Consider the following 21895-nt stretch of genomic DNA (forward strand, 5'->3'; position numbering starts at 1 on the left):
CTCTTCTCCCGTTTTCTCTTTTATTACCAGCGATAGTGAGCAAACGCCTTGTTTGCTTCAGCCATTTTGTGGGTGTCTTCGCGCTTTTTAACCGCTGCGCCTAAGCCATTGCTAGCATCAATTAATTCATTACCTAAACGCTCAGCCATTGATTTCTCACGGCGCTCTCTTGAATTATCAACAATCCAACGAAGACCAAGAGCTAATGCTCTAGCTGGCTTTACCTCAACTGGTACTTGATAAGTTGCACCACCCACACGACGGGAGCGAACTTCAACAGTTGGCTTTACGTTATCTAATGCACGCTTTAACACAATTACTGGATCACCACTTGTCTTTGCGCGGCAGCTCTCAAGTGCGCCATAAACAATAGCTTCAGCAGTTGAACGCTTACCATGCATCAAAATCTTATTAATTAAAGATGTAACGACAGGAGAGCTGTATACAGGATCTGCAACAACAGGATCTTTTGCGACCGGGCCTTTACGTGGCATTACTTCTTCTCCTTCTTTGCACCATAACGTGAACGTGATTGCTTACGATCTTTAACACCTTGGGTATCAAGGGAGCCACGTACAATTTTGTAACGAACACCAGGTAGATCTTTAACACGACCGCCACGAACTAAAACAATTGAGTGCTCTTGCAAGTTATGTCCTTCACCAGGAATGTATGCAGTTACTTCCATGCCACTTGTTAGACGTACACGTGCAACTTTACGAAGCGCAGAGTTTGGCTTCTTAGGTGTAGTTGTATAAACACGTGTGCAAACGCCACGACGTTGCGGGCTACCTTTTAGTGCAGGTGTGCTCGTCTTATCTGTCTTCTCGGCGCGACCCTTTCGGACCAGCTGCTGAATTGTTGGCACTACATCTCCTATAACTTGTAAGTTAATAAATAATTTTTAAATTATTTATCTAAACTTTTTTCTCACTTATTAACCACACTTTCCCGACCCACGAGGTCGGGCGTGTTGCCCATTCCTTGCAGATCAGATGCAATCGAAATTGCATGTTTTAGTGCAGCTCCTAAGTTGAAAAGAGCAGGACGGGAAGGGTAGCCCAGTGCGAGGGCCCCGGTCAAAACGGTGCTTTTACTCCTACCCCCATCAATCTGCCTGCTGCGACACGCCGAAGGAAAAAGGCCCTAGCCACCTATGGTTAATAGGTGAAAAAGCCTAAATTGCGCGGGATTGTCCACTTAGTTATGTCACCACTTAGTTTGGTGGCTGGATTGACCTTAATTACCTTGGCCGATGAGCTACGCGGGCGAATTACCTTAGGAATCTTCACCTTAACTGCAGTCACCTTATTCACCTGCAGCGCTTTGTATCACCGCATCGCTTGGAATGATAAAAACAAAGCTATCTGGCGCAGAATCGATCACTCAAATATTTCAATTCTAATTGCAGGCACCTACACGCCTTTTGCTGTGTATTTATTGGAACCAAATCAAACCAAGATCTTATTGATTGTCGCTTGGGGTGGAGCGCTGCTTAGCTCACTACTTAGAATTTTCTGGTTATCAGCACCGCGCTGGTTATATGTCTCAGGCTATATCGCACTTGGTTGGGCTGCCGTAATTTATTTACCAGATTTCTTACAATCAGGTGGAGTAGCGATATTTGTACTTATCTTAATTGGTGGAGTTTTATACTCAGCAGGTGGTGTTATCTATGCCCTTAAAAAACCAAACTTTTCAATCAACTGGTTTGGTTTTCATGAACTATTTCACGCAATGACAGCAGCTGCCTTCATCTGCCATTTTATTGCTGGTGCGCTTACGGTATTTTTGAAAGGTTAAAAGTTGGCTCGTAAGAATATTCTTATCCCGATTGCAATTTTAATTATTGCATTTTTATTTGGATTGTTTCAACCTAAGTTTTTTCCTTCTACTTCAAAACTACAAAGCTGCTACCACGCAACTGTTGGTGACTCAAACTCCTTACTTCAAATAAAAGATCCAACCACTGAACAGTTAACTGGTGAACTAATTTTTCAAAACTATGAAAAAGATAGCTCCTACGGTGTTTTCACAGGAAATTTGGCTGCAGATAAGTTAACTATTGATTTCACCTTCCAATCTGAAGGAGTTGAATCAAAGCGACAAATAACTTTAACTAAATCTTCCGATGAGCTAATAGGTGAGGGATATACATATAAACCAGTATCTGATTGCAAAAAAGTGGTTTACAACCAAGGTTTAGGGCTTATTCCATTTGATATGAAGCTTCCACTTTATCTATTCCCGCAAATGAAATTGCAGCAAATGAGTGAAGAACAAGTTGGCTGGACCTTTGGACCCGGTGGCTTTAAACCAATCCAATCGGCAAAGATTGTTTACACCCCAACTAAGGGTGAGCCAGTTGATGCAGTTGTCTTTTATCTATGGCAAAAAAGTGTTTGGGATGTAATTGCCAATCCAAATGAAGCACCAGATTGGGGTGTTATGCAATGGAGTGATCAGGCAAATGTTTTTAGCGTGAATGGTGTGCAGGATTGTGTTTATCCTAATGAACCAGATTGCGGAAACATTAGTGAGATCTACGCATATATCTATGAGAAAAGCTCTTATATTAATAAGGTGCCAAAGTACGCGCCAGCGGAAGTTAAAGTTGTAAAGACTAAAACCTTTCATGACCCAGAGACTGGTTACTACGTACTCTCACAGTTTAATATATTAGGAATCAAAGCAGATCAAAGTTATCGCTGTGATCTGATCGCCTTTGATAAAGCGGGTAAAGAAATTATCACTTGGAAAACTGAAGGTTTAAGTTTTTCACCAAGGCCATCAACAATTTACTCAGGTCAAACAAATATCACTCCTGATCAAGTACCAACTGTTGGTAGCAGTAGCGTTAAATGCGAAGTGGCCGACGCAATTATTTAGCGCCGGCCACTTTCGTAATTAATTTGTTTAGCGAACTTCGAACTCATCCAAACGAACTGCTTCACCTGATCCTTGTGACTCAAATGGTGTGAACTCGAATTCATCGTATGCGGCATAAACTGCAGCCTTTGCTTCCTCAGTTGGCTCAACTCGAACGTTGCGATAACGAGCAAGTCCAGTTCCAGCTGGGATCAACTTACCGATAATTACGTTTTCCTTTAGACCAAGTAGTGGATCACTCTTCTCAGACAAAGCCGCATCGGTTAGAACACGAGTTGTCTCCTGGAATGAAGCCGCTGATAACCATGATTCAGTTGCAAGTGAGGCCTTGGTAATACCCATTAACTCAGGTCGACCAGAAGCTGCTTTGCCACCAGTTGAAACTACGCGACGGTTCTCTTCTTCAAAGCGACCGCGCTCAACTAACTCACCTGGTAATAAATCAGCATCGCCTGGTTCAAGCACAGTAATGCGCTTTAACATTTGGCGAACGATAATTTCAATGTGCTTATCGTGGATAGAAACACCTTGCATACGATAAACCTCTTGGATTTCACTTACTAAGTGAATCTGAGTTTGACGTGGTCCCAAGATACGAAGTACTTGCTTAGGATCAATTGCGCCAACAACTAATTGTTGACCAACTCCAACGCGTTGTCCCTCTTCAACTAGAAGTTTTTGACGACGAGTAATTGGGTAAGCAACCGCTTCACCACCATCTTCTGGGGTAACCACAATCTTCTTGCCCTTGGCATCTTCTAAGAATGAAACTGTGCCAGCTGCTTCAGCAATTGGTGCAACACCCTTTGGAGTTCTAGCCTCAAACAACTCTTGAACACGAGGTAGACCATGGGTAATTTGAGTTTCACCAAGTAACTGAGCACCACCGGTGTGGAAGGTACGCATTGTTAACTGCGTTCCTGGCTCACCAATTGATTGAGCTGCAATGATTCCAACAGCTTCGCCGACATCAACAATCTTGCCAGCGGCCATTGATCGTCCGTAACACATTGCGCACTGTCCAACCTTGCTATCGCAAGTTAGAACTGAGCGAACCTTTACCTCTTCAACGCCTGCTGCAACTAATGTGTCGATGTTGCGATCACCAAGATCAGTTCCGGCGGTCAAAATAACTTTTCCACCAGCTGAAATATCCTCAGCTAAGTTGCGACCAAACAAAGATGTTTCAACATGGTCATCACGAACTAATGTGCCAGTTGAATCCTTTGCTGCAATCTTTAGCGTTAGGCCACGATCAGTTCCGCAATCTTCCTCGCGAATAATTACATCTTGTGCAACATCGCAAAGACGACGAGTTAGGTAACCTGAGTCAGCGGTACGAAGTGCGGTATCAGCCAAACCTTTACGAGCACCGTGAGTTGAAATGAAGTACTCCAGAACTGAAAGTCCTTCACGGAAGTTTGATTTAATCGGACGAGGAATAATTTCACCCTTTGGGTTAGCTACAAGTCCGCGCATACCTGCAATTTGGCGGATCTGCATCATATTTCCACGTGCACCTGAGTAAACCATCATCCAAACTGGGTTAGTGCGAGGGAAGTTATCTTCCATCTCTTTTGCAACCTCATTGGTAGCAAGTGTCCAAATCTCAATTAACTCTTGGCGACGCTCATCATCAGTAATCAATCCCTTTTCATACTGTGATTGAACTTTGTCAGCTTTAGTTTCATAACCTTCCAAGATTTCGCGCTTGCGACCTGGTGTTACAACATCATTAATTGAAATAGTTACACCAGCTCTAGTTGCCCAGTAGAAACCAAGTGACTTAAGTGCATCTAAGGTTTGTGCAACTGTTACCTTGGCATAACCTTCAGCCAAATTATCAACAATTAAACCAAGAAGCTTCTTAGTTACATCGTAATCAACAAATGGGAAATCAGCAGGTAGTACCTCATTAAATAAAGCACGACCTAATGTGGTCTCACGAGTTTCGCCAACACCACTCTTATCAATACGAAGCTTAATTTTTGCTTGCAATGAAAGGCTGCCTTGATCAAATGCCATAACCGCTTCAGCAATTGATGAGAATGCTCTGCCCTCTCCTAATTGCTTCTCACGTAGTGAGGTTAGGAAGTAAAGACCAAGCACCATGTCCTGGGTAGGAGATGTAATCGGACGGCCGGACGCTGGAGATAAAATATTATTGCTTGAAAGCATTAATACGCGAGCCTCTGCTTGAGCTTCTGCAGATAGAGGTAAGTGAACAGCCATCTGGTCACCATCAAAGTCTGCGTTAAATGCAGTACAAACTAATGGGTGAATCTGAATAGCTTTTCCTTCAACTAATTGTGGTTCAAATGCTTGAATACCAAGACGGTGCAGAGTTGGTGCACGGTTTAGTAGTACTGGATGCTCAGCAATTACCTCTTCTAATACATCCCAAACTACTGGACGAGCACGTTCAACCATACGCTTTGCAGATTTAATATTTTGAGCATGATTTAAATCAACCAAACGCTTCATCACGAATGGTTTGAATAATTCAAGTGCCATCTGCTTTGGCAGACCACACTGGTGCAACTTAAGTTGTGGACCAACCACAATCACGGAACGACCAGAGTAATCAACGCGCTTTCCAAGTAAGTTTTGACGGAATCGTCCTTGCTTACCCTTTAGCATGTCAGAAAGTGATTTAAGTGGGCGATTTCCAGGTCCTGTTACTGGACGACCACGACGACCATTATCAAATAATGAGTCAACCGCTTCTTGCAACATACGCTTTTCGTTATTAACAATAATCTCAGGTGCACCTAAATCAGCTAAGCGCTTTAGACGATTATTACGGTTAATTACTCGGCGATATAAATCATTTAGATCACTGGTTGCAAATCGGCCACCATCTAGTTGAACCATTGGACGAAGATCTGGTGGAATAACTGGAACACAATCAAGCACCATTGATGCTGGCTTGTTTCTAGTATTTAAGAATGAGTTAACAACCTTTAAACGCTTAATAGCACGGGTCTTCTTTTGACCTTTTCCAGTTTGTGATAACTCATTTAATTTATCAAACTCAGCTTTTAGATCAAAAGTTTCAAGACGAGATTGAATTGCTTGCGCGCCCATTGAACCCTTGAAGTAAACACCGTAACGATCACGAAGTTCACGATATAAAGATTCATCTCCTTCAAGATCTTGAACCTTAAGATTCTTAAAGCGATTCCATACTGCTTCTAGGCGATCTAGTTCTTTCTGAGAACGATCACGAAGTGTCTTTAGTTCGCGCTCACCAGCTTCGCGCACCTTACGGCGAGCATCTGCCTTGGCGCCTTCATCTTCAAGATCTGCTAAATCAGATTCCATTTTCTTAGTTCTGGCATCTAATTCAAGATCCCGGCGTGACTCAACCTTTTTGTAATCTGATGCGTACTTCTTCTCTAAAGTTGGCATATCTTCAGCGCGAGCCTCAGTATCAACCTCAGTGATCATGTATGCAGCAAAGTAAATTACTTTTTCAAGATCCTTTGGTGCTAGATCTAGTAGGTAACCAAGACGGCTTGGTACACCCTTGAAATACCAAATGTGAGTAACCGGAGCTGCTAATTCAATATGTCCCATGCGCTCACGACGAACCTTGGCACGAGTTACCTCAACGCCGCATCGCTCGCAAATGATTCCCTTAAATCGAACTCGCTTGTACTTACCGCAATAACATTCCCAGTCACGAGTTGGTCCGAAGATCTTCTCATCAAATAAACCATCTTTTTCAGGCTTTAGGGTTCGGTAGTTAATTGTCTCTGGCTTTTTAACCTCACCAAATGACCACTCACGAATATTGTCAGTGGAGGCAAGACCAATTCTTAACTCATCAAAAAAGTTAACATCTAACATGGTTATCTTCTCCTCACACTTCTTCTACAGAGCTTGGCTCAACTCGGGATAAGTTGATACCTAACTCCTCGGCGGTCCTAAATACCTCTTCATCAGTGTCGCGCATTTCAATCGCTACACCTTCTGAAGAAAGTACTTCAACATTTAAACAAAGTGATTGCATTTCCTTAACCAGAACCTTGAATGATTCAGGAATACCTGGCTCTGGAATATTTTCACCCTTAACAATTGCCTCATAAACCTTTACGCGACCTAACACGTCATCAGATTTAATAGTTAACAACTCTTGCAGTGTGTAAGCGGCGCCATATGCTTCCAACGCCCAAACTTCCATCTCACCAAAGCGCTGACCACCGAACTGAGCTTTTCCGCCCAACGGTTGTTGCGTAATCATTGAGTAAGGACCGGTTGAACGAGCATGGATCTTGTCATCTACTAAATGGTGCAGCTTTAAGATGTACATGTAACCAACAGAGATCATTTGCTTGTATGGCTCACCAGTGCGGCCATCAAATAATTGAGCCTTACCATCTGCACCAATTAAACGCATGCCATCTTTGTTTGGCAGAGTTGAACCAAGCAGTCCTGATAACTCTTCTTCCTTAGTTCCATCAAATACTGGTGTTGCCACCTTGGTATTTGCTGGCGCTTCGGCGTGACCATTAGCACGTAATGATTTTTGCCAATCTTCATTTCCTTCTAATTTCCATCCAGATTTAGCAACCCAACCTAAGTGAGTCTCTAATACCTGACCAACATTCATACGTCCTGGAACACCAAGTGGATTTAGTACAACATCAACTGGTGTGCCATCTTCTAAGAAAGGCATATCTTCAACTGGCAAAATCTTTGAAATAACACCCTTGTTGCCGTGCCGGCCAGCAAGCTTGTCACCATCTTGAATTTTGCGCTTTTGTGCAACATAAACACGAACTACCTGGTTAACACCAGCTGCTAATTCAAATCCCTCTTCAGAATCTTGAATGCTTACGCCGATTACCTTGCCAGATTCACCGTGTGGAACCTTAAGAGATGTATCGCGAACTTCACGAGCCTTCTCACCAAAGATTGCGCGAAGTAAACGCTCTTCCGGTGTTAATTCAGTTTCACCCTTAGGTGTTACTTTTCCAACCAAAATATCGCCAGGCACAACATCTGCGCCAACGCGAATAATTCCGCGCTCATCAAGATCTGCTAATACCTCTTCAGAAACATTTGGAATATCACGAGTGATTTCCTCAGCACCCAACTTGGTATCGCGTGCATCAACTTCATACTCTTCAATATGAATTGAGGTAAGCACATCATCTTGAACTAGACGTTGGGAAAGGATGATCGCATCCTCATAGTTATGACCTTCCCATGACATAAATGCCACAAGTAGATTCTTACCCAATGCCATTTCGCCCATCTCAGTACTTGCACCATCTGCAACTACTGCGCCGGCTTCAATCTTCTCGCCAACGGAGACAACAACCTTTTGGTTTCGGCTAGTTCCTTGGTTTGAGCGAACAAACTTTTCAACAAAGTAAGTTTCAGTTGAGCCATCATCGTTTTTAACAAGTACTTGATCAGAGTTAACCTCAGTTACCACACCTGATTTGCGGGCAAGTAATACATCGCCAGCATCAACTGCGGCACGAAACTCCATACCAGTTCCAACTAATGGTGCTTCAGCTCTTACTAATGGCACAGCTTGGCGCATCATGTTTGCACCCATCAGCGCACGGTTAGCATCATCATGCTCTAAGAATGGAATCATTGCAGTTGCAACTGAAACCATCTGACGTGGTGAAACATCCATGTAATCAACTTCAGATGCTTGAATGTTTTCAACCTCACCACCACGACGACGTACTAATACGCGTGGCTCAGCGAAGTGATTATCTTCAGTTAACGGCGCATTTGCCTGGGCAATAATGTGCTCATCTTCTTCATCAGCAGTTAAGTAATCAATGCGATCTGAAACCTTGCCATCTAAAACCTTGCGATAAGGAGTTTCAATAAAACCAAATGGTGTAACACGAGCATACGTTGCAAGAGATCCAATCAAACCAATGTTTGGACCTTCTGGTGTTTCAATCGGACACATACGTCCATAGTGAGATGGGTGAACATCTCGAACTTCAAAGCCAGCTCGTTCACGAGATAGACCACCAGGCCCAAGGGCAGATAGACGACGCTTGTGTGTCATACCTGAAAGTGGATTTGTTTGATCCATGAATTGAGAAAGTTGTGATGTACCAAAGAACTCTTTGATTGATGCAACAACTGGACGGATATTGATCAGAGTTTGTGGGGTAATTGCTTCAACATCTTGGGTGGTCATGCGCTCACGAACAACACGTTCCATACGAGAAAGACCGGTACGAACCTGATTTTGAATTAACTCACCAACGGTACGTAGACGACGGTTACCAAAATGGTCAATGTCATCAGTTTCAACACGAACCTCTTTGCCGTACTCCATCAAAGCATCTCCGCGATGAAGGGCCACTAAGTACTTGATTGTTCCAACAATGTCTTCAATTGTTAATAGGCCGCGGCTTAGATCTAACTCCAAACCAAGCTTCTTATTAATCTTAAATCGACCAACCTTTGCTAAGTCATATCGCTTTGGATTGAAATAAAGGTTTTCAATTAAGTTTTGTGCAGCCTCTTTAGTTGGTGGCTCACCTGGACGAAGCTTGCGATAAATATCTAACAACGCCTCATCTTGTGTTTCAACATTGTCTTTTTCTAAAGTTAATTTGATTGATTCAAACTCACCAAATTGCTCAAGAATTTGTGCGCTGCTCCAACCAAGAGCTTTTAAAAATACAGTTACAGATTGTTTACGCTTACGATCGATACGAACACCGACCATATCTTTTTTATCAACTTCAAACTCAAGCCAAGCACCACGGCTTGGAATAATTTTTGTAGTGAAAATATCTTTATCAGATGTTTTTTCAATTGTGCGCTCAAAGTAAACACCAGGTGAGCGAACGATCTGTGAAACAACAACGCGCTCAGTTCCGTTGATTACGAAAGTTCCGCGTGGTGTCATCAGTGGGAAGTCGCCCATGAAAACAGTTTGAGATTTAATTTCACCAGTGATGTTGTTAGTGAACTCAGCGGTTAAGAAAAGTGGAGCTGCATAAGTAATATCGCGTTCTTTGCACTCAGCGATTGTGTATTTAGGTGGTTCAAATCGGTGGTCACGGAATGAAAGTGACATCGATCCTTGGAAATCCTCAATTGGTGAGATCTCTTCAAAAATTTCTTCAAGTCCAGATTGTTTTGGCACTTCACCGCGATGTGATTTTTCAGCATCGGTTAGGCGAGCGCGCCATGCTTCGTTACCTAGTAACCAATCAATGCTTTCTAATTGAAGTGAAAGCAGATTTGGAACCTCAAGTGGTTCACGAATCTTTGCGAATGAAACACGACGTGGAGCATGAGATTTAGTTTTTGAAGCGGCCAAAGTTTCCTCCAGTAGTTAACTGCGTTAAAACACACGGCTACCGCTAGGTCTTAGCCGCTATATGCTTTGGACCTTTTGGTTTTTAAAATTGTGAAGGGGCAGAGTATCTAACCCCTGCCCCTTCTGTCTAATTCAAGGTATTTACTTGATTGTGACCTTTGCGCCAGCAGCCTCAAACGCAGCCTTTGCCTTATCGGCGGTTGCCTTATCAGCCTTTTCCATAATGGTTGCTGGGGTGGCATCAACTAGATCCTTGGCCTCTTTTAGACCCAGGCTGGAGTTAAGTGCGCGAACCTCTTTGATAACTGCAATCTTCTGAGAACCAGCATCCTCAAGGATGATGGTGAACTCATCTTGCGCAGCATCGGCAGCTCCGGCGGCAGCGCCACCTGCAGCAGCAGCTGCAACTGGTGCAGCAGCTGTTACATCAAACTCTGTCTCAAATGCTTTAACAAACTCTGTTAGTTCAACCAAAGACATGTCTTTGAACTGACCTAATAGATCTGCGGTGTTTAGCTTTGCCATTGTTCTTTCCTTTTCTGCTAATCCCGACTCCAACTCTTGGTATGAGTACGGGGGTTGGGGGTCGGTTTAGTTTTCTGTGCTTTCAGCAGCAGGTGCTGCTTCGGCGACAACTTCTGGTGTTGCATCCTGTGCAACGGGTGCTTCTACAACTGCTTCAGCAATAACTTCGGCGGCAACTGGTGCGGGTGCACCGGCCTCCATCTTGATACGAAGTGCGTCAAATGTTCGAGCTGCCTTAGACATTGATGCCTTCATAGCACCAGCAATCTTGGCAAGGAGAACCTCGCGAGATTCAAGATTAGCAAGTTGCATAATCTCAGCAGTTGTTACTGCCTTGCCGTCAAAGATTCCACCCTTAATAATTAGAAGTGGATTCTCTTTAGCAAAATCACGTAATGCTTTAGCAGCATCAATTGGATCACCCTTGATAAATGCAACAGCAGATGGGCCAGCAAGTAATGCTGGATCTAAATCAACGCCCGCCTCTTTTGCAGCAATTTTTGTCAGGGTGTTCTTTACTACTGAATACTTGTTTTTTACGCCAAGTGATCTACGTAGTTGCTTCATTAAACCAACGGAAAGACCGCGGTACTCAGTCAGCACAGTTGCATTTGCGGTGCGGAAATCTTCAACGATCTCTGCCACAGCAGCTGTCTTATCTGGGGTTGCCATTTGGCATCCTTTCTAAATAAGAAAAACCCCGGCGCATAAATGCACACGAGGTAATCGTTGGCACCTATGCGGGTTGTTTTTCAACAATTACCTTTTAAAGATTTACTTTAAAAGACCTGCAGTCTTTGGTTTCTAGCCTTACTAATTTCTTAGTCCGGCTTGAATAAGCCAAGGGTAGGCGGTTAGGCCTACCCAAGTCAAAACTACTTATTTATTGGATCTGGGCTCCACCATCACGAGCAACTGAGGTATCTAGCTTGATACCTGGGCTCATCGTGGAAGAGATAGTGGCTGACTTAATAAATCGTCCCTTTGATGAAGATGGCTTTGCTCGCATTACCTCTTCAATTGCGGCTGCATAGTTCTCAGCTAATTGCTGAGCAGTAAATGAAGTCTTGCCAATTACAAAGTGAAGGTTTGAATTCTTATCAACGCGGAACTCAATCTTTCCACCCTTAATATCAGTAACAGCTTTGGCAACATTGGTAGTTACCGTTCCAGTCTTTGGGTTTGGCATTAAACCGCGAGGTCCAAGAACTTTTCCAAGTCGGCCAACCTTTCCCATTAATTCAGGTGTTGAAACTACTGCGTCGTAATCAAGACGACCCTTAGCAACTTCATCAATTAATTCATCTGCGCCAACAATGTCAGCACCGGCTGCGCGTGCTTCTTCAGCGCGCTCGCCACCTGCGAAAACTAAAACTCTGGCAGTCTTACCAGTTCCATGTGGCAGGTTTACAGTGGAGCGGATCGCTTGATCAGCTTTCTTTGGATCCACACCTAGAAATAGTGCAACATCAACAGTTGCATCGTATTTAACAGTTGAAGTCTCTTTAACCAACTGCATTGCCTCACCTGGCATATAAAGATTATCTAATTTAATCTTTTCTGCAGCGGCCTTATATTTCTTACTTCGCTTCATTTCTTCTCCTCATACATAAATCTTGAAAGGGTTTTCAAGATTGGGGTTGTGGTTTTTGCGAACCAGCGAGGTTCTCCCACATTTTTTTATTTTTTAGTTAGAGACAGTAATACCCATCGAACGAGCAGTACCGGCAATAATTCGAGATGCCATCTCCAAGTCATTAGCATTTAGATCCACCATCTTTTGCTTGGCGATATCTTCAACTTGTGACTTAGTTAGATTAGCAACCTTATCTTTGTGAGGGATTGCAGATCCCTTTTCAATTCCAGCAGCCTTTAAAATCAAACGTGATGCTGGTGGAGTTTTTGTAATAAATGTAAATGAACGATCTTCGAAAACTGTGATTTCAACTGGGATGATGTTTCCTTTTTGACTCTCAGTTGCTGCGTTATACGCTTTAACGAAGTCCATGATGTTCACACCATGCTGACCCAAAGCAGGACCAACCGGTGGTGCTGGTGTTGCAGCTCCAGCCTGAATCTGCAACTTAATAAGTGCGGTTACCTTCTTCTTTGGTGCCATGTTTTTTCCTTTTCTCTTCTAGTTAAATCTTCTGAACTTGGTGGAATGAAAGCTCTACTGGAGTCTCGCGGCCGAAAATAGAAACCAATACCTTTAGCTTCGCCTGCTCTGGCATGATTTCAGAAATTGTGGCTGGCAGAGTTGCAAATGGACCATCCATAACAGTGATTGATTCACCGATTGAATAATCAATATCCTTCATTGCAATCTTGCCGTCCTTCTTCAGTGGACGTGGTGCAAGAATGTTCTCAACTTCAGCCAAGGTAAGAGGTGATGGATGATGGGCGTTACCAACAAAGCCAGTAACTCCTGGTGTGTTTCTAACACATGACCAAGATTCATCAGTTAACTCCATACGTACTAATACATAGCCTGGGAAAACATTGCGCTTTACAACCTTGATTGCGCCATTCTTTAGTTCACGAACCTCTTCCTCTGGAACCTCAATCTGGAATATGAAATCTTCCATATTTAAAGATTGGATTCGGTTTACTAAATTTCCCTTTACTTTCTTTTCATATCCAGCGTAGGAGTGAACAACAAACCACTCACCTGGGGCGTTGCGAAGAGCAGCTCTAAATTCAGCATTCTCATCATTTTCGTCCAGTGCGCTCTCTTCAACCACATCTTCAATTACAGGTGCGATTACCTCTTCAATTATCGGAGCGCTCTCGGTAACTGCCAAGGCTGCTTCAAATGCATCCACTGGTGGATTAGCTGGCGTATCAATTGACATCATTTTTCCTATTCGCCTTAGCCAAAAATCCAGAAAGTTATTTTGGTCAAAATTAGATCAAAGATTGAAACCACTAAAATGATAAATCCAACGAAAACTAAAACTACAGCTGTGTATGTTGTAAGTTGATTACGAGTTGGCCAAACAACTTTGCTTAGCTCGGAGATAACTTGGCGATAGAACAGGCCAATGCGACCGAAGATGCCCTTGGCTTCTTCAGTTGAGACGATCTCTTCGCTCATCTACCTTTTCCTTTACTCGTTATCTTTCTTTCTACAACTTCTTACCTATTACTTGCAGGGCAGGAGGGACTCGAACCCCCAACCGGCCGCTTTGGAGACGGCAACTCTAGCCAATTGAGCTACTGCCCTTCGTCCCGAATTAAGGCATGAAAAATCATGACCTAATACAAGCGCCGGGGGAGAAATTGTAGGTGGGTTACTCAGAAAGGTAAAACTGAGATAAATGGTAAGCCAATTTTAAGCGTAGATGGCAGACTTAAGCCCCCATGAGCGCATCTGAAAAACCAAGAGTTTCAAAACGAATAGCAGCAATTGCAGAGTCTGCAACTCTTGCCGTTGATAGCAAAGCCAAAGCGTTAAAAGCAGCTGGTCGTCCAGTTATTGGTTTTGGTGCGGGCGAACCAGATTTTCCAACTCCTGATTACATTGTTAATGCTGCAATTGATGCGGCAAAACTTCCAGCAAATCATCGCTACACACCAACACCGGGATTGCCTGAATTACGGGATGCAATTGTTAAGAAAACTAAGCGAGATTCAAATTATGAAATTACTGCTGATCAGGTATTAGTTACCAATGGTGGCAAGCAATCTGTTTATCAATCATTTGCATCAGTTCTAGATCCAGGTGATGAAGTACTTCTGCCTTCACCTTTTTGGACTACCTACCCTGAGTGCATCAAATTAGCCGGTGGCAAAGCGGTTGAAGTTTTTGCTGATGAATCTCAAAATTATTTAGTCTCAGTTGCACAATTGGAGAAAGCATTAACTCCTAAAACTAAGGTTCTTCTATTTTGTTCACCATCTAATCCAACTGGATCGGTGTACTCACCAGCGCAGGTAAAGGAAATTGGTGAGTGGGCATTAAAAAATAATCTTTGGGTAATCACTGATGAAATTTATGAACACCTTCTATATGACGGAGCTAAGTCTCCAAGTATTTGTGTGGCAGTACCAGGACTTGCCGATCGCACCATAATTATTAATGGAGTAGCTAAGACCTATGCGATGACTGGTTGGCGCGTGGGCTGGATGATTGGTCCTAAAGATTTAATAAAGGCCGCTACAAATCTGCAGTCACACCTATCTTCAAATGTTTCAAATGTTTCCCAACGTGCTGCAATTGCCGCCCTTACTGGTGACTTATCTGCTGTTCACAAGATGGGTGAAGCTTTTGATCGCAGGCGCAAATTAATTGTTAAATTACTAAATGAGATCCCTGGTGTTAGCTGTCCAACGCCAACTGGTGCTTTCTATGTTTATCCATCAGTAATAGGCGTGCTTGGAAAAACTATTAGAGGTAAAACTCCAAAAACCTCAGCGGAGTTAGCAACTTTAATTTTGGAAGAGGTTGAGGTTGCAGCTGTTCCAGGTGAAGCCTTTGGTCCTTCTGGTTACCTTCGATTTTCTTATGCGCTAGGTGATGAAGACATTGTTGAAGGCATTGGTAGAGTTAAAAAACTTTTAAGTGAAGCTGTTTAGTTTAAATCTAGCCCAACTAATTGCACCTCAGCCTCTAACTTAATCCCAAACTTTTCAAAGACTTTCGCCCTGGCCATTTTGGCTAATTCAATTATGTCATCGGCTGTTGCATCACCTGAGTTTGTTAATGCCAAAACATGTTTATTTGAAATTTGAGCACCAGCTAATTTTTCACCCTTATTAACTCCAGCGTGCTCCATTAACCAAGCTGCAGATGTTTTAACTTTGCCATCTGATTGGGGCCAACGCGGGGCATCTGCTGGCAACTTATCTGCCATATCTTTAGTAAGAATTGGGTTAACAAAAAAAGATCCAGCAGAGTTTGAATTCACATCAGTTGAATTAATTAACATTCCCTTACGGCCACGAAGTTCAAGGACTGCATTGCGCACCTTCATAATTGGAGCTCGATCACCCAGGTTTACTGATAAATAATTTGCTAACTCTGCATAGGTAATAGGTAGCGACATCTCACCTTTTCGAAGTTGGAAGGTCACATTTAAAACTACATACCGGCCAGCATCTTCTTTAAAGGCAGAATTGCGATAAGAGAAATGACATTGCTCGTTTGTGAAAGTTATGACCTCACCTTTTTTACGATCATATGCTTTAACTCTGGCAATAGTTTCACTTACTTCATGTCCATAAGCTCCAATATTTTGAATCGGTGCTCCCCCAACGGTTCCTGGAATTCCACTTAGGGATTCAAGATCAGCAAATCCTTTTTCAATCGTTTGCTCAACAAATTGATCCCAATCTTCCCCAGCTGAAACCTCAATCATTCCGCCACTGCATGCGTCGTAATCAAGCGCGTTACCTTTACTTTCAACTCGAATTACTGTGCCAGCAAATCCGGCATCACTAATCAACAAATTAGAGCCACCACCTAATATCAATACTTTTTCGCCAGCTTTATCAGCAGCTTTTACAAACTCAACTAATTCATCTTCGGTATGGGCATGGACAATTTTTTGCGCAGGGCCACCAACCTTTAATGTGGTGAAATTAGATAACTGCTCCATTAGATAAGCCTAGCGACGTGGTGAGAGGATCTCATTTTTTCCTCTAAACCGATCCAGAATTCTTTGATAATTCTTACGTGAGTTCTTATCTCGGTAATCAGGATCAACATCGTGATAACCATGATGCCTACCTTGAGATAGTGGTAGATCTATCTGCATTAATTTTCCACCAGCATCCCTGATCGCAAGTGATAACTCTAAATCTGCATTGCGGTAGTACTTCGCACTTGGATTTGCTCCACCAGCTGAAATTGCAAACTTACGATCTAGGGCAAAGTAATAACCAAATAACACATCAACTTCACCGGCGCCTTTATCGGTGGTAGTTCGCCATTCATCCTCAAGATTTACCAATCCACCTTTCCAGCCAACACCCTGATACCCAGCTTCAAGAGATTGAAGAGTTTGCGCAATTGGATCTGCTGTAAAAGTTGTGGAGGTGTCCATAATAAGTAAGTAATCCTCGCTGAAGGTATTAAGGAAATGGTTAATAACATTTCCCCAGCCAAGTGGGTTTTTCTCTTGGGTCAGGCTTACCTGTTTTGAATCAAATTGATCAGGTGATATCCAATTACTTTTCCCATTGGCGTAGATACTTATCGGGACTTTCGTGTTGCTAGTAATTGAATCAACACAAGTTACTAAATCTTCAAGAAAGCCTTCTGCGATTAAGCAGATGCGAATTGACCCAGCCATTGGCGGGTTTTAATTAACGAGTTTCGCGGTGAAGTTGTGAAGACTTACAACGTGGACAGAACTTCTTAAGTTCCAAACGGTCTGGATCATTACGACGATTTTTGCGAGTGATGTAGTTGCGCTCTTTGCACTCAACACATGCCATTGTAATTTTTGGACGAACATCTGCGCTTTTGCTTGCCATGGTTGAGCTCCTAGCCTTGTAGTTGAATTAACCTAATCGTTAACTTATTCGTTGGGTGAGGTTACCTGACCCCCACCATTTACTGAAATTGGTGCGTATTTCTATCTGCATTTATATCTTTTGTTCTAGTAGCGGAGGCGGGATTTGAACCCACGACACAGCGATTATGAGCCGCTTGCTCTACCAAGCTGAGCTACCCCGCCAAACTTAACTTTCAATATTTATTTTTTGTTCGAGCCCCCTAACGGAATCGAACCGTTGACCTTTTCCTTACCATGGAAACACTCTACCAACTGAGCTAAGGGGGCGAAGTGCTGGCTAAGGATACAACCCGGCTTTATTAATTACGAATTGAAGGCTTAATTACTTTAAGTAGGCCTTACTCGCAATCTCAATACGCCTATTTTTATAAGCAGATGAAGCGCCTAATAGCAGATGCTCAAAAGGATTTCCGCTCTTTATTAACTTACCTAATTGCTCACTTTCATTTCCTTCATAAGTTTTAATCTCTAAAGTATTTGCAACTTTCACTTCTTTATGAGGTCTAATCATTCGATAAATGATAGTTAAAAGTTGTAGCCCGGAGTAGACAGTGCCACGCCAACCTCTGCCAAAAATATCTTGTAGTTTTAACTTAAATAATGTTTTAGAGATTTCATTTTCATCTTTAGCAGGTTTATTGAGTAAATCTTTAAATATATTTGCTACTTCAGCTGCCCCAGTGACCTCCGGTAGATTGGCACAATTCTTAGCCAATTCTTGCCTTACTTTAGAATCGGTAAGTTTAGAAACCATAATTGTTATTTGATCTAACTTTGATTGATCCACCGTTAAGGCCACCTGGTTATCGGCTGCCCATCTAGCTCTTTCAGCTTGATTATCTGTTCCTCTTACATTTGGAATAAACAATGTTGGAATATTTGCAGCAAGTTCCTCATGCACACTGTTATAGCCAGCAGCACATATCGCAGCATCAAATGCGCTTAAAACATTTGCTAGTGGAAAATGTCTAATTACTTTTATATCTAGACCTGCTGGTGCAAGATTTTCACCAGCCGAATCGGTAGGTTCTTTTGTTAAAACTACTTGCAAATTTGGCCAGCTAATTAAACCTTTTAGTGCCGCTGTCATTTTGGCATTTAAGTCAGCCTCGCCAATTCCCAGTTGCACTAATACTGCAGGACGAGTTTGATCTAAGCCAAGCAAACTTCTTGCGGCAACTTTATCTAGTGAGGTTTTACGATTATAAATTGATATTGGTTTAACTACTGTTGAATCTGACCTACCTACAGTTGGACCTTTGTCATAACTTTGTCCGAAATCTCCCGGGGTAATAATTAAATCCATCATCTTTGACTGCAGATTTAGTAAATATCTTTGAGAAGTTTTTTGCCAAAATCCTCTTCGTACCCAAACTAATTTAACCTTAGGCCTAAAACTTTTTATTCCTATAATTCCTGGGTATGGCACTACGCCATCAAAGCTAACAATTTTTGCATCCGTCTCATCTATCAATGCAACAATTCGATCCCGTAAGTATTTATCCCATTCAAATCGACCCATCCATTTTCGATCACGCCCTGGGACATACTCAAAATTTACATTTGCAATTTTAGGCACTTCAACTACACCTGAAGCCATCGAAATGATAATTGGGTTTGCAAAATCCTTTAATTCAGATGCGACCGCACTAGCTCTGGTTAAGTGGCCCATGCCTATTCCATTACTTGTCGCTAGAATAATGGTTGGCTTAGACATGAAATTAGTATAACTGCAACCAAAGTTAGGAAGCTTGAATGAGAAACGCACTATTGCTCGTAATTTTGGTATTACAAATATTCACTCTGTTATATCTAATTCGTACAGCACGAAATCTTGGTACGAAAGCCACTAAACATCAACGAGAGTTGATGGAGAACATCAATATGCTCCGCGCAAGTGGCAGGAGCCATATTCTTAATCATCTTGCTATACCAAATACTAAAGAGTTTAGAAACGTAAGTTGGGATCATGTAATTTCTTTGACTAGCCATCCAGCTAGATTTTCAACACTTGGCATTGCAATAGATCAACTATTAAACCAACATTTGATACCTAAGCAGATATATCTAAATATTGCTCAATCAGATTTGGACAAACTGCCCCCTGCAATCAAGAATTTAGAGGCGGGCGGGATTCTTAAGATTAATTCTTGTGCTGATTTAGGTCCTGGAAAGAAGTTAATTCCAACCTTAAAGCTAGTGGAGAATCTACCTATTATTGTTGTTGATGATGATTTGTTTTTTGAAACAGACCTAACGCTTAAATTAATGGTTCAGCATCACTTAACACCAAAAAGCATTATTGCCTCAAGGGTCCATAAAGTAGCTTATGAATCAGATGGCAGTATCGCCCCTTATAGTAAGTGGGCGAAGAATTACTCACTTTCAAATGGTCCAGATGTAGATTTCTTTGCCACTTCAGGTGCTGGCACCTTATATAAAAAGGAATTTTTCCATAAAGATGTTTTAGATGAAGAAACCTATAAAACATTGTCACTGCATACTGATGATCTATGGTGGTACGTACAAAGCAAACGAGCAGGCGTAACAACCAAGCGAATGCCTGGCTATAGCAAATTAGAGTTTATTACTGGCACGCAAGAAGATGGTTTATGGAGTACCGGTAATCAAAATAGAAATGATCCAAACTTAAAATCTTTACTAAATAAGTACTCTCTTTAATTTCTTGGTGGCGGGTGAAGGATTTGAACCTTCGAAGGCAGAGCCGGGGGATTTACAGTCCCCTCCCATTGGCCGCTCGGGCAACCCGCCAGGATTGTTAAGCGTGGTGAAGTGTAAAGCCTGACTACTTGTTATGCCAAAAGTTCAATTATTTATCGCTGTATCTTGCAATAAATCGAACATGATCTGGGTTTAACTCCGCAACTGTTCTTGCACCAAGTAATTTCATAGTTCTACTAATTTGTGTGCGCAGAATCTCTAAAGTGCGATCAACGCCAGGTTTTCCACCAGCCATTAAGCCATAAAGATAAGCTCTGCCAATCCAAGTAAATTTCGCTCCACTTGCAAGAGCTGCAACAACATCAGCACCATGCATAATTCCAGTATCCACATGAACCTCTGCTTTATTGCCAACAGCTTTAACTACCTCTGGTAACAAGTGCAATGGGACCGGTGCGCGATCTAATTGGCGTCCACCATGGTTAGAAAGAATAATTGCATCAGCACCAGCATCAATTGACATCACCGCATCATCAACATTTTGGATTCCTTTAACAACAAGGCTTCCATTCCATTGCCCTCTAATCCACTTTAAATCTTCATAAGTAACTGTTGGATCAAACATAGAATCAAGTAACTCAGCAACTGTGCCATTCCAGGAATCAAGGGATGCAAATTTAAGTGGGTCTGTGGTTAAGAAATTAATCCACCAGGCCGGGCGTGGAATTGCATTCAAAATAGTTTTCGAAGTTAGTGAAGGTGGAATAGTCATTCCGTTTCTAACATCTCTTAATCTTGCACCTGCTACTGGAACATCAACTGTTAAAACTAAGGTATCAAAACCTGCCTCTTTGGCTCTATCAACTAGTGCCATACTGCGGTCGCGGTCTTTCCACATATAAAGTTGAAACCAATTGCGCCCAGTTGGCGCAGCTTTTGCGACATCTTCAATTGATCGAGTGCCCATAGTTGAAAGTGTGAAAGGAATTCCAGCATCTGCGGCGGCGCAAGCTCCTGCATACTCACCTTCAGTTTGCATCATTCTGGTGAAACCAGTTGGTGCAATTCCAAGTGGCATACTCATTTTCTTACCAAGCATTTGAACTGAAAGATCCACATCTTTAACATTTAATAAAATTTTTGGTTGAAACTCTAGTTTTTCATATGCAGCACGAGCACGAGTTAAACTTGTTTCGGTATCTGCGCCGCCATCGGTGTAATCAAATGGTGCCTGCGGTGTGCGTCGCTTAGCAATATCTCGTAGATCATAAATAGTTAGCGCTCTAGTTAATCTGCGCTTACGAGGACTGAGAATTATTTTTCTAAACCGAAGTAACTGTGCAAGATCCTTTGGGCTAGGTATGCGCCGCTTAACCTTCACTTGGCTCACTACCGCTCCAATCAATCTTGATGAGTTCTGTAAAAACTCTTTCTATTTAACTAGTAAAGTATAGACATGGCTGACAGCAGTTTCGATATCATCTCAAAAATAGACCAAATGGAGTTAGATAACGCCTTTAATCAGTGTGACCGAGAGATCGCTACCAGGTTTGATTTTAAGAATACCGATACTAAAATCGAAAAAACTGGCTTGAAGGTTGTTTTGGAATCCAGCACAGAAGAGCGAGCCAAGGCTGCACTTGATGTTTTCAAGGACAAGTTGATTAAACGGAATGTGTCACTGAAACACCTGGATGCTGGTGAACCAGCGTTAAGCGGAAAAACTTACCGAATTAATTGTGAATTTAAAGAAGGTATTTCAACTGAGAATGCTAAGAAGATTGCCAAGTTTCTAAAGGAAAGTGGCCCAAAATCACTTAAGACTCAAATCCAGGGTGAAGAGCTGCGAGTATCTAGTAAAAGTCGGGATGATCTACAAACTGCAATTGCCCAGGTTAAAAAAGAATCATGGGATTTTGCAGTTCAATTTACTAATTACCGATAATTACTTCATAAAAGG

At 42.3% G+C, this 21895-nt stretch carries 20 protein-coding genes and 4 tRNA genes; 5 read left to right on the forward strand and 19 right to left on the reverse strand.

The features are described from left to right. Positions 1–23 precede the first annotated feature (23 nt). Both rpsG and rpsL read right to left on the reverse strand, forming a co-directional pair. The gene (gene rpsG / locus B1s21122_RS05665; protein ID WP_019851639.1) at positions 24–494 is read right to left on the reverse strand and encodes a 30S ribosomal protein S7; all 471 of its coding nucleotides are present in this window, start codon (positions 492–494) and stop codon (positions 24–26) included. Beyond that, on the reverse strand, positions 494–868 hold the full coding sequence (rpsL, locus tag B1s21122_RS05670) for a 30S ribosomal protein S12 (protein WP_009611830.1): 375 nt from the start codon (positions 866–868) through the stop codon (positions 494–496). The genes rpsG and rpsL overlap by 1 nt, the downstream gene beginning before the upstream one ends. A gap of 299 nt (positions 869–1167) precedes the next feature. Between rpsL and trhA the strand changes: the two genes are divergently transcribed. Beyond that, on the forward strand, positions 1168–1803 hold the full coding sequence (gene trhA, locus B1s21122_RS05675; protein ID WP_095680226.1) for a PAQR family membrane homeostasis protein TrhA: 636 nt from the start codon (positions 1168–1170) through the stop codon (positions 1801–1803). A gap of 3 nt (positions 1804–1806) precedes the next feature. Continuing rightward, the gene (locus B1s21122_RS05680; RefSeq protein WP_095680225.1) at positions 1807–2889 is read left to right on the forward strand and encodes a hypothetical protein; all 1083 of its coding nucleotides are present in this window, start codon (positions 1807–1809) and stop codon (positions 2887–2889) included. 27 nt (positions 2890–2916) lie between these two features. On the opposite strand, the gene B1s21122_RS05685 is transcribed toward B1s21122_RS05680, so the two are convergent. The 9 genes from B1s21122_RS05685 to B1s21122_RS05725 all read right to left on the reverse strand — a co-directional run bounded on the left by B1s21122_RS05685 (position 2917) and on the right by B1s21122_RS05725 (position 13958). Continuing rightward, positions 2917–6741: a DNA-directed RNA polymerase subunit beta' gene (locus B1s21122_RS05685; protein ID WP_095680224.1), complete on the reverse strand. Its 3825-nt coding sequence runs from the start codon at positions 6739–6741 to the stop codon at positions 2917–2919. A gap of 13 nt (positions 6742–6754) precedes the next feature. Then, positions 6755–10207 carry a DNA-directed RNA polymerase subunit beta gene (gene rpoB / locus B1s21122_RS05690; protein ID WP_095680223.1) on the reverse strand — a complete coding sequence of 1151 codons (3453 nt, stop codon included), beginning with the start codon at positions 10205–10207 and terminating at the stop codon, positions 6755–6757. Between the two features lie 141 nt (positions 10208–10348). Beyond that, a complete protein-coding gene (rplL, locus tag B1s21122_RS05695; RefSeq protein WP_095680222.1) occupies positions 10349–10732 on the reverse strand; it encodes a 50S ribosomal protein L7/L12 in 384 nt (127 codons plus the stop codon). A gap of 66 nt (positions 10733–10798) precedes the next feature. Then, the gene (gene rplJ / locus B1s21122_RS05700) at positions 10799–11404 is read right to left on the reverse strand and encodes a 50S ribosomal protein L10 (RefSeq protein WP_095680221.1); all 606 of its coding nucleotides are present in this window, start codon (positions 11402–11404) and stop codon (positions 10799–10801) included. Positions 11405–11615: 211 nt separating this feature from the next. Next, on the reverse strand, positions 11616–12326 hold the full coding sequence (rplA, locus tag B1s21122_RS05705; protein WP_095680220.1) for a 50S ribosomal protein L1: 711 nt from the start codon (positions 12324–12326) through the stop codon (positions 11616–11618). 93 nt (positions 12327–12419) lie between these two features. After that, positions 12420–12851 (reverse strand): 50S ribosomal protein L11, encoded by a 432-nt coding sequence (rplK, locus tag B1s21122_RS05710; protein ID WP_009611854.1) that lies wholly within the window; start codon positions 12849–12851, stop codon positions 12420–12422. 22 nt (positions 12852–12873) lie between these two features. After that, positions 12874–13587, reverse strand: coding sequence for a transcription termination/antitermination protein NusG (gene nusG / locus B1s21122_RS05715; protein ID WP_095680219.1), 714 nt, complete (start codon positions 13585–13587; stop codon positions 12874–12876). Positions 13588–13604: 17 nt separating this feature from the next. Next, positions 13605–13829: a preprotein translocase subunit SecE gene (gene secE / locus B1s21122_RS05720; RefSeq protein ID WP_095680218.1), complete on the reverse strand. Its 225-nt coding sequence runs from the start codon at positions 13827–13829 to the stop codon at positions 13605–13607. Between the two features lie 55 nt (positions 13830–13884). Next, positions 13885–13958, reverse strand: a tRNA-Trp gene (locus tag B1s21122_RS05725). A 137-nt stretch (positions 13959–14095) separates the two neighbouring features. On the opposite strand from B1s21122_RS05725, the gene B1s21122_RS05730 reads away from it, so the two are divergent. Then, positions 14096–15310, forward strand: a complete 1215-nt coding sequence (locus B1s21122_RS05730) for a pyridoxal phosphate-dependent aminotransferase (protein ID WP_095680217.1) — start codon at positions 14096–14098, stop codon at positions 15308–15310. Here B1s21122_RS05730 and B1s21122_RS05735 read toward each other — a convergent pair. The 6 genes from B1s21122_RS05735 to B1s21122_RS05760 form a co-directional block, all read right to left on the reverse strand. Then, positions 15307–16332, reverse strand: coding sequence for a UDP-N-acetylmuramate dehydrogenase (locus B1s21122_RS05735; protein WP_095680216.1), 1026 nt, complete (start codon positions 16330–16332; stop codon positions 15307–15309). The two genes, B1s21122_RS05730 and B1s21122_RS05735, sit on opposite strands and share 4 nt — an antisense overlap. A 9-nt stretch (positions 16333–16341) precedes the next feature. After that, positions 16342–17028, reverse strand: coding sequence for a hypothetical protein (locus tag B1s21122_RS05740; protein WP_095680215.1), 687 nt, complete (start codon positions 17026–17028; stop codon positions 16342–16344). A 13-nt stretch (positions 17029–17041) separates the two neighbouring features. After that, positions 17042–17212 carry a 50S ribosomal protein L33 gene (gene rpmG, locus B1s21122_RS05745; RefSeq protein ID WP_009611904.1) on the reverse strand — a complete coding sequence of 57 codons (171 nt, stop codon included), beginning with the start codon at positions 17210–17212 and terminating at the stop codon, positions 17042–17044. A gap of 129 nt (positions 17213–17341) precedes the next feature. Then, positions 17342–17415, reverse strand: a tRNA-Met gene (locus B1s21122_RS05750). A gap of 32 nt (positions 17416–17447) precedes the next feature. Continuing rightward, a tRNA-Thr gene (locus tag B1s21122_RS05755) sits at positions 17448–17520 on the reverse strand. A gap of 55 nt (positions 17521–17575) precedes the next feature. Then, positions 17576–18970 carry a glycosyltransferase gene (locus B1s21122_RS05760; RefSeq protein WP_095680214.1) on the reverse strand — a complete coding sequence of 465 codons (1395 nt, stop codon included), beginning with the start codon at positions 18968–18970 and terminating at the stop codon, positions 17576–17578. Between the two features lie 38 nt (positions 18971–19008). Here B1s21122_RS05760 and B1s21122_RS05765 point away from each other — a divergent pair, with 38 nt between their 5' ends. Then, positions 19009–19935 carry a hypothetical protein gene (locus B1s21122_RS05765; protein ID WP_095680213.1) on the forward strand — a complete coding sequence of 309 codons (927 nt, stop codon included), beginning with the start codon at positions 19009–19011 and terminating at the stop codon, positions 19933–19935. Positions 19936–19940: 5 nt separating this feature from the next. On the opposite strand, the gene B1s21122_RS05770 is transcribed toward B1s21122_RS05765, so the two are convergent. Both B1s21122_RS05770 and B1s21122_RS05775 read right to left on the reverse strand, forming a co-directional pair. After that, positions 19941–20025: transfer RNA gene (locus B1s21122_RS05770), tRNA-Tyr, on the reverse strand. A gap of 58 nt (positions 20026–20083) precedes the next feature. Then, entirely contained in the window at positions 20084–21325 is a 1242-nt protein-coding gene (locus tag B1s21122_RS05775) for an alpha-hydroxy acid oxidase (protein ID WP_095680212.1), read from the reverse strand. 66 nt (positions 21326–21391) lie between these two features. Between B1s21122_RS05775 and B1s21122_RS05780 the strand changes: the two genes are divergently transcribed. Then, the gene (locus B1s21122_RS05780; RefSeq protein WP_095680211.1) at positions 21392–21880 is read left to right on the forward strand and encodes a YajQ family cyclic di-GMP-binding protein; all 489 of its coding nucleotides are present in this window, start codon (positions 21392–21394) and stop codon (positions 21878–21880) included. The last annotated feature ends 15 nt before the right edge of the window (positions 21881–21895 follow it).

The sequence above is a fragment of the Candidatus Nanopelagicus limnes genome (assembly GCF_002287885.2).
Lineage (GTDB): Bacteria > Actinomycetota > Actinomycetes > Nanopelagicales > Nanopelagicaceae > Nanopelagicus > Nanopelagicus limnae.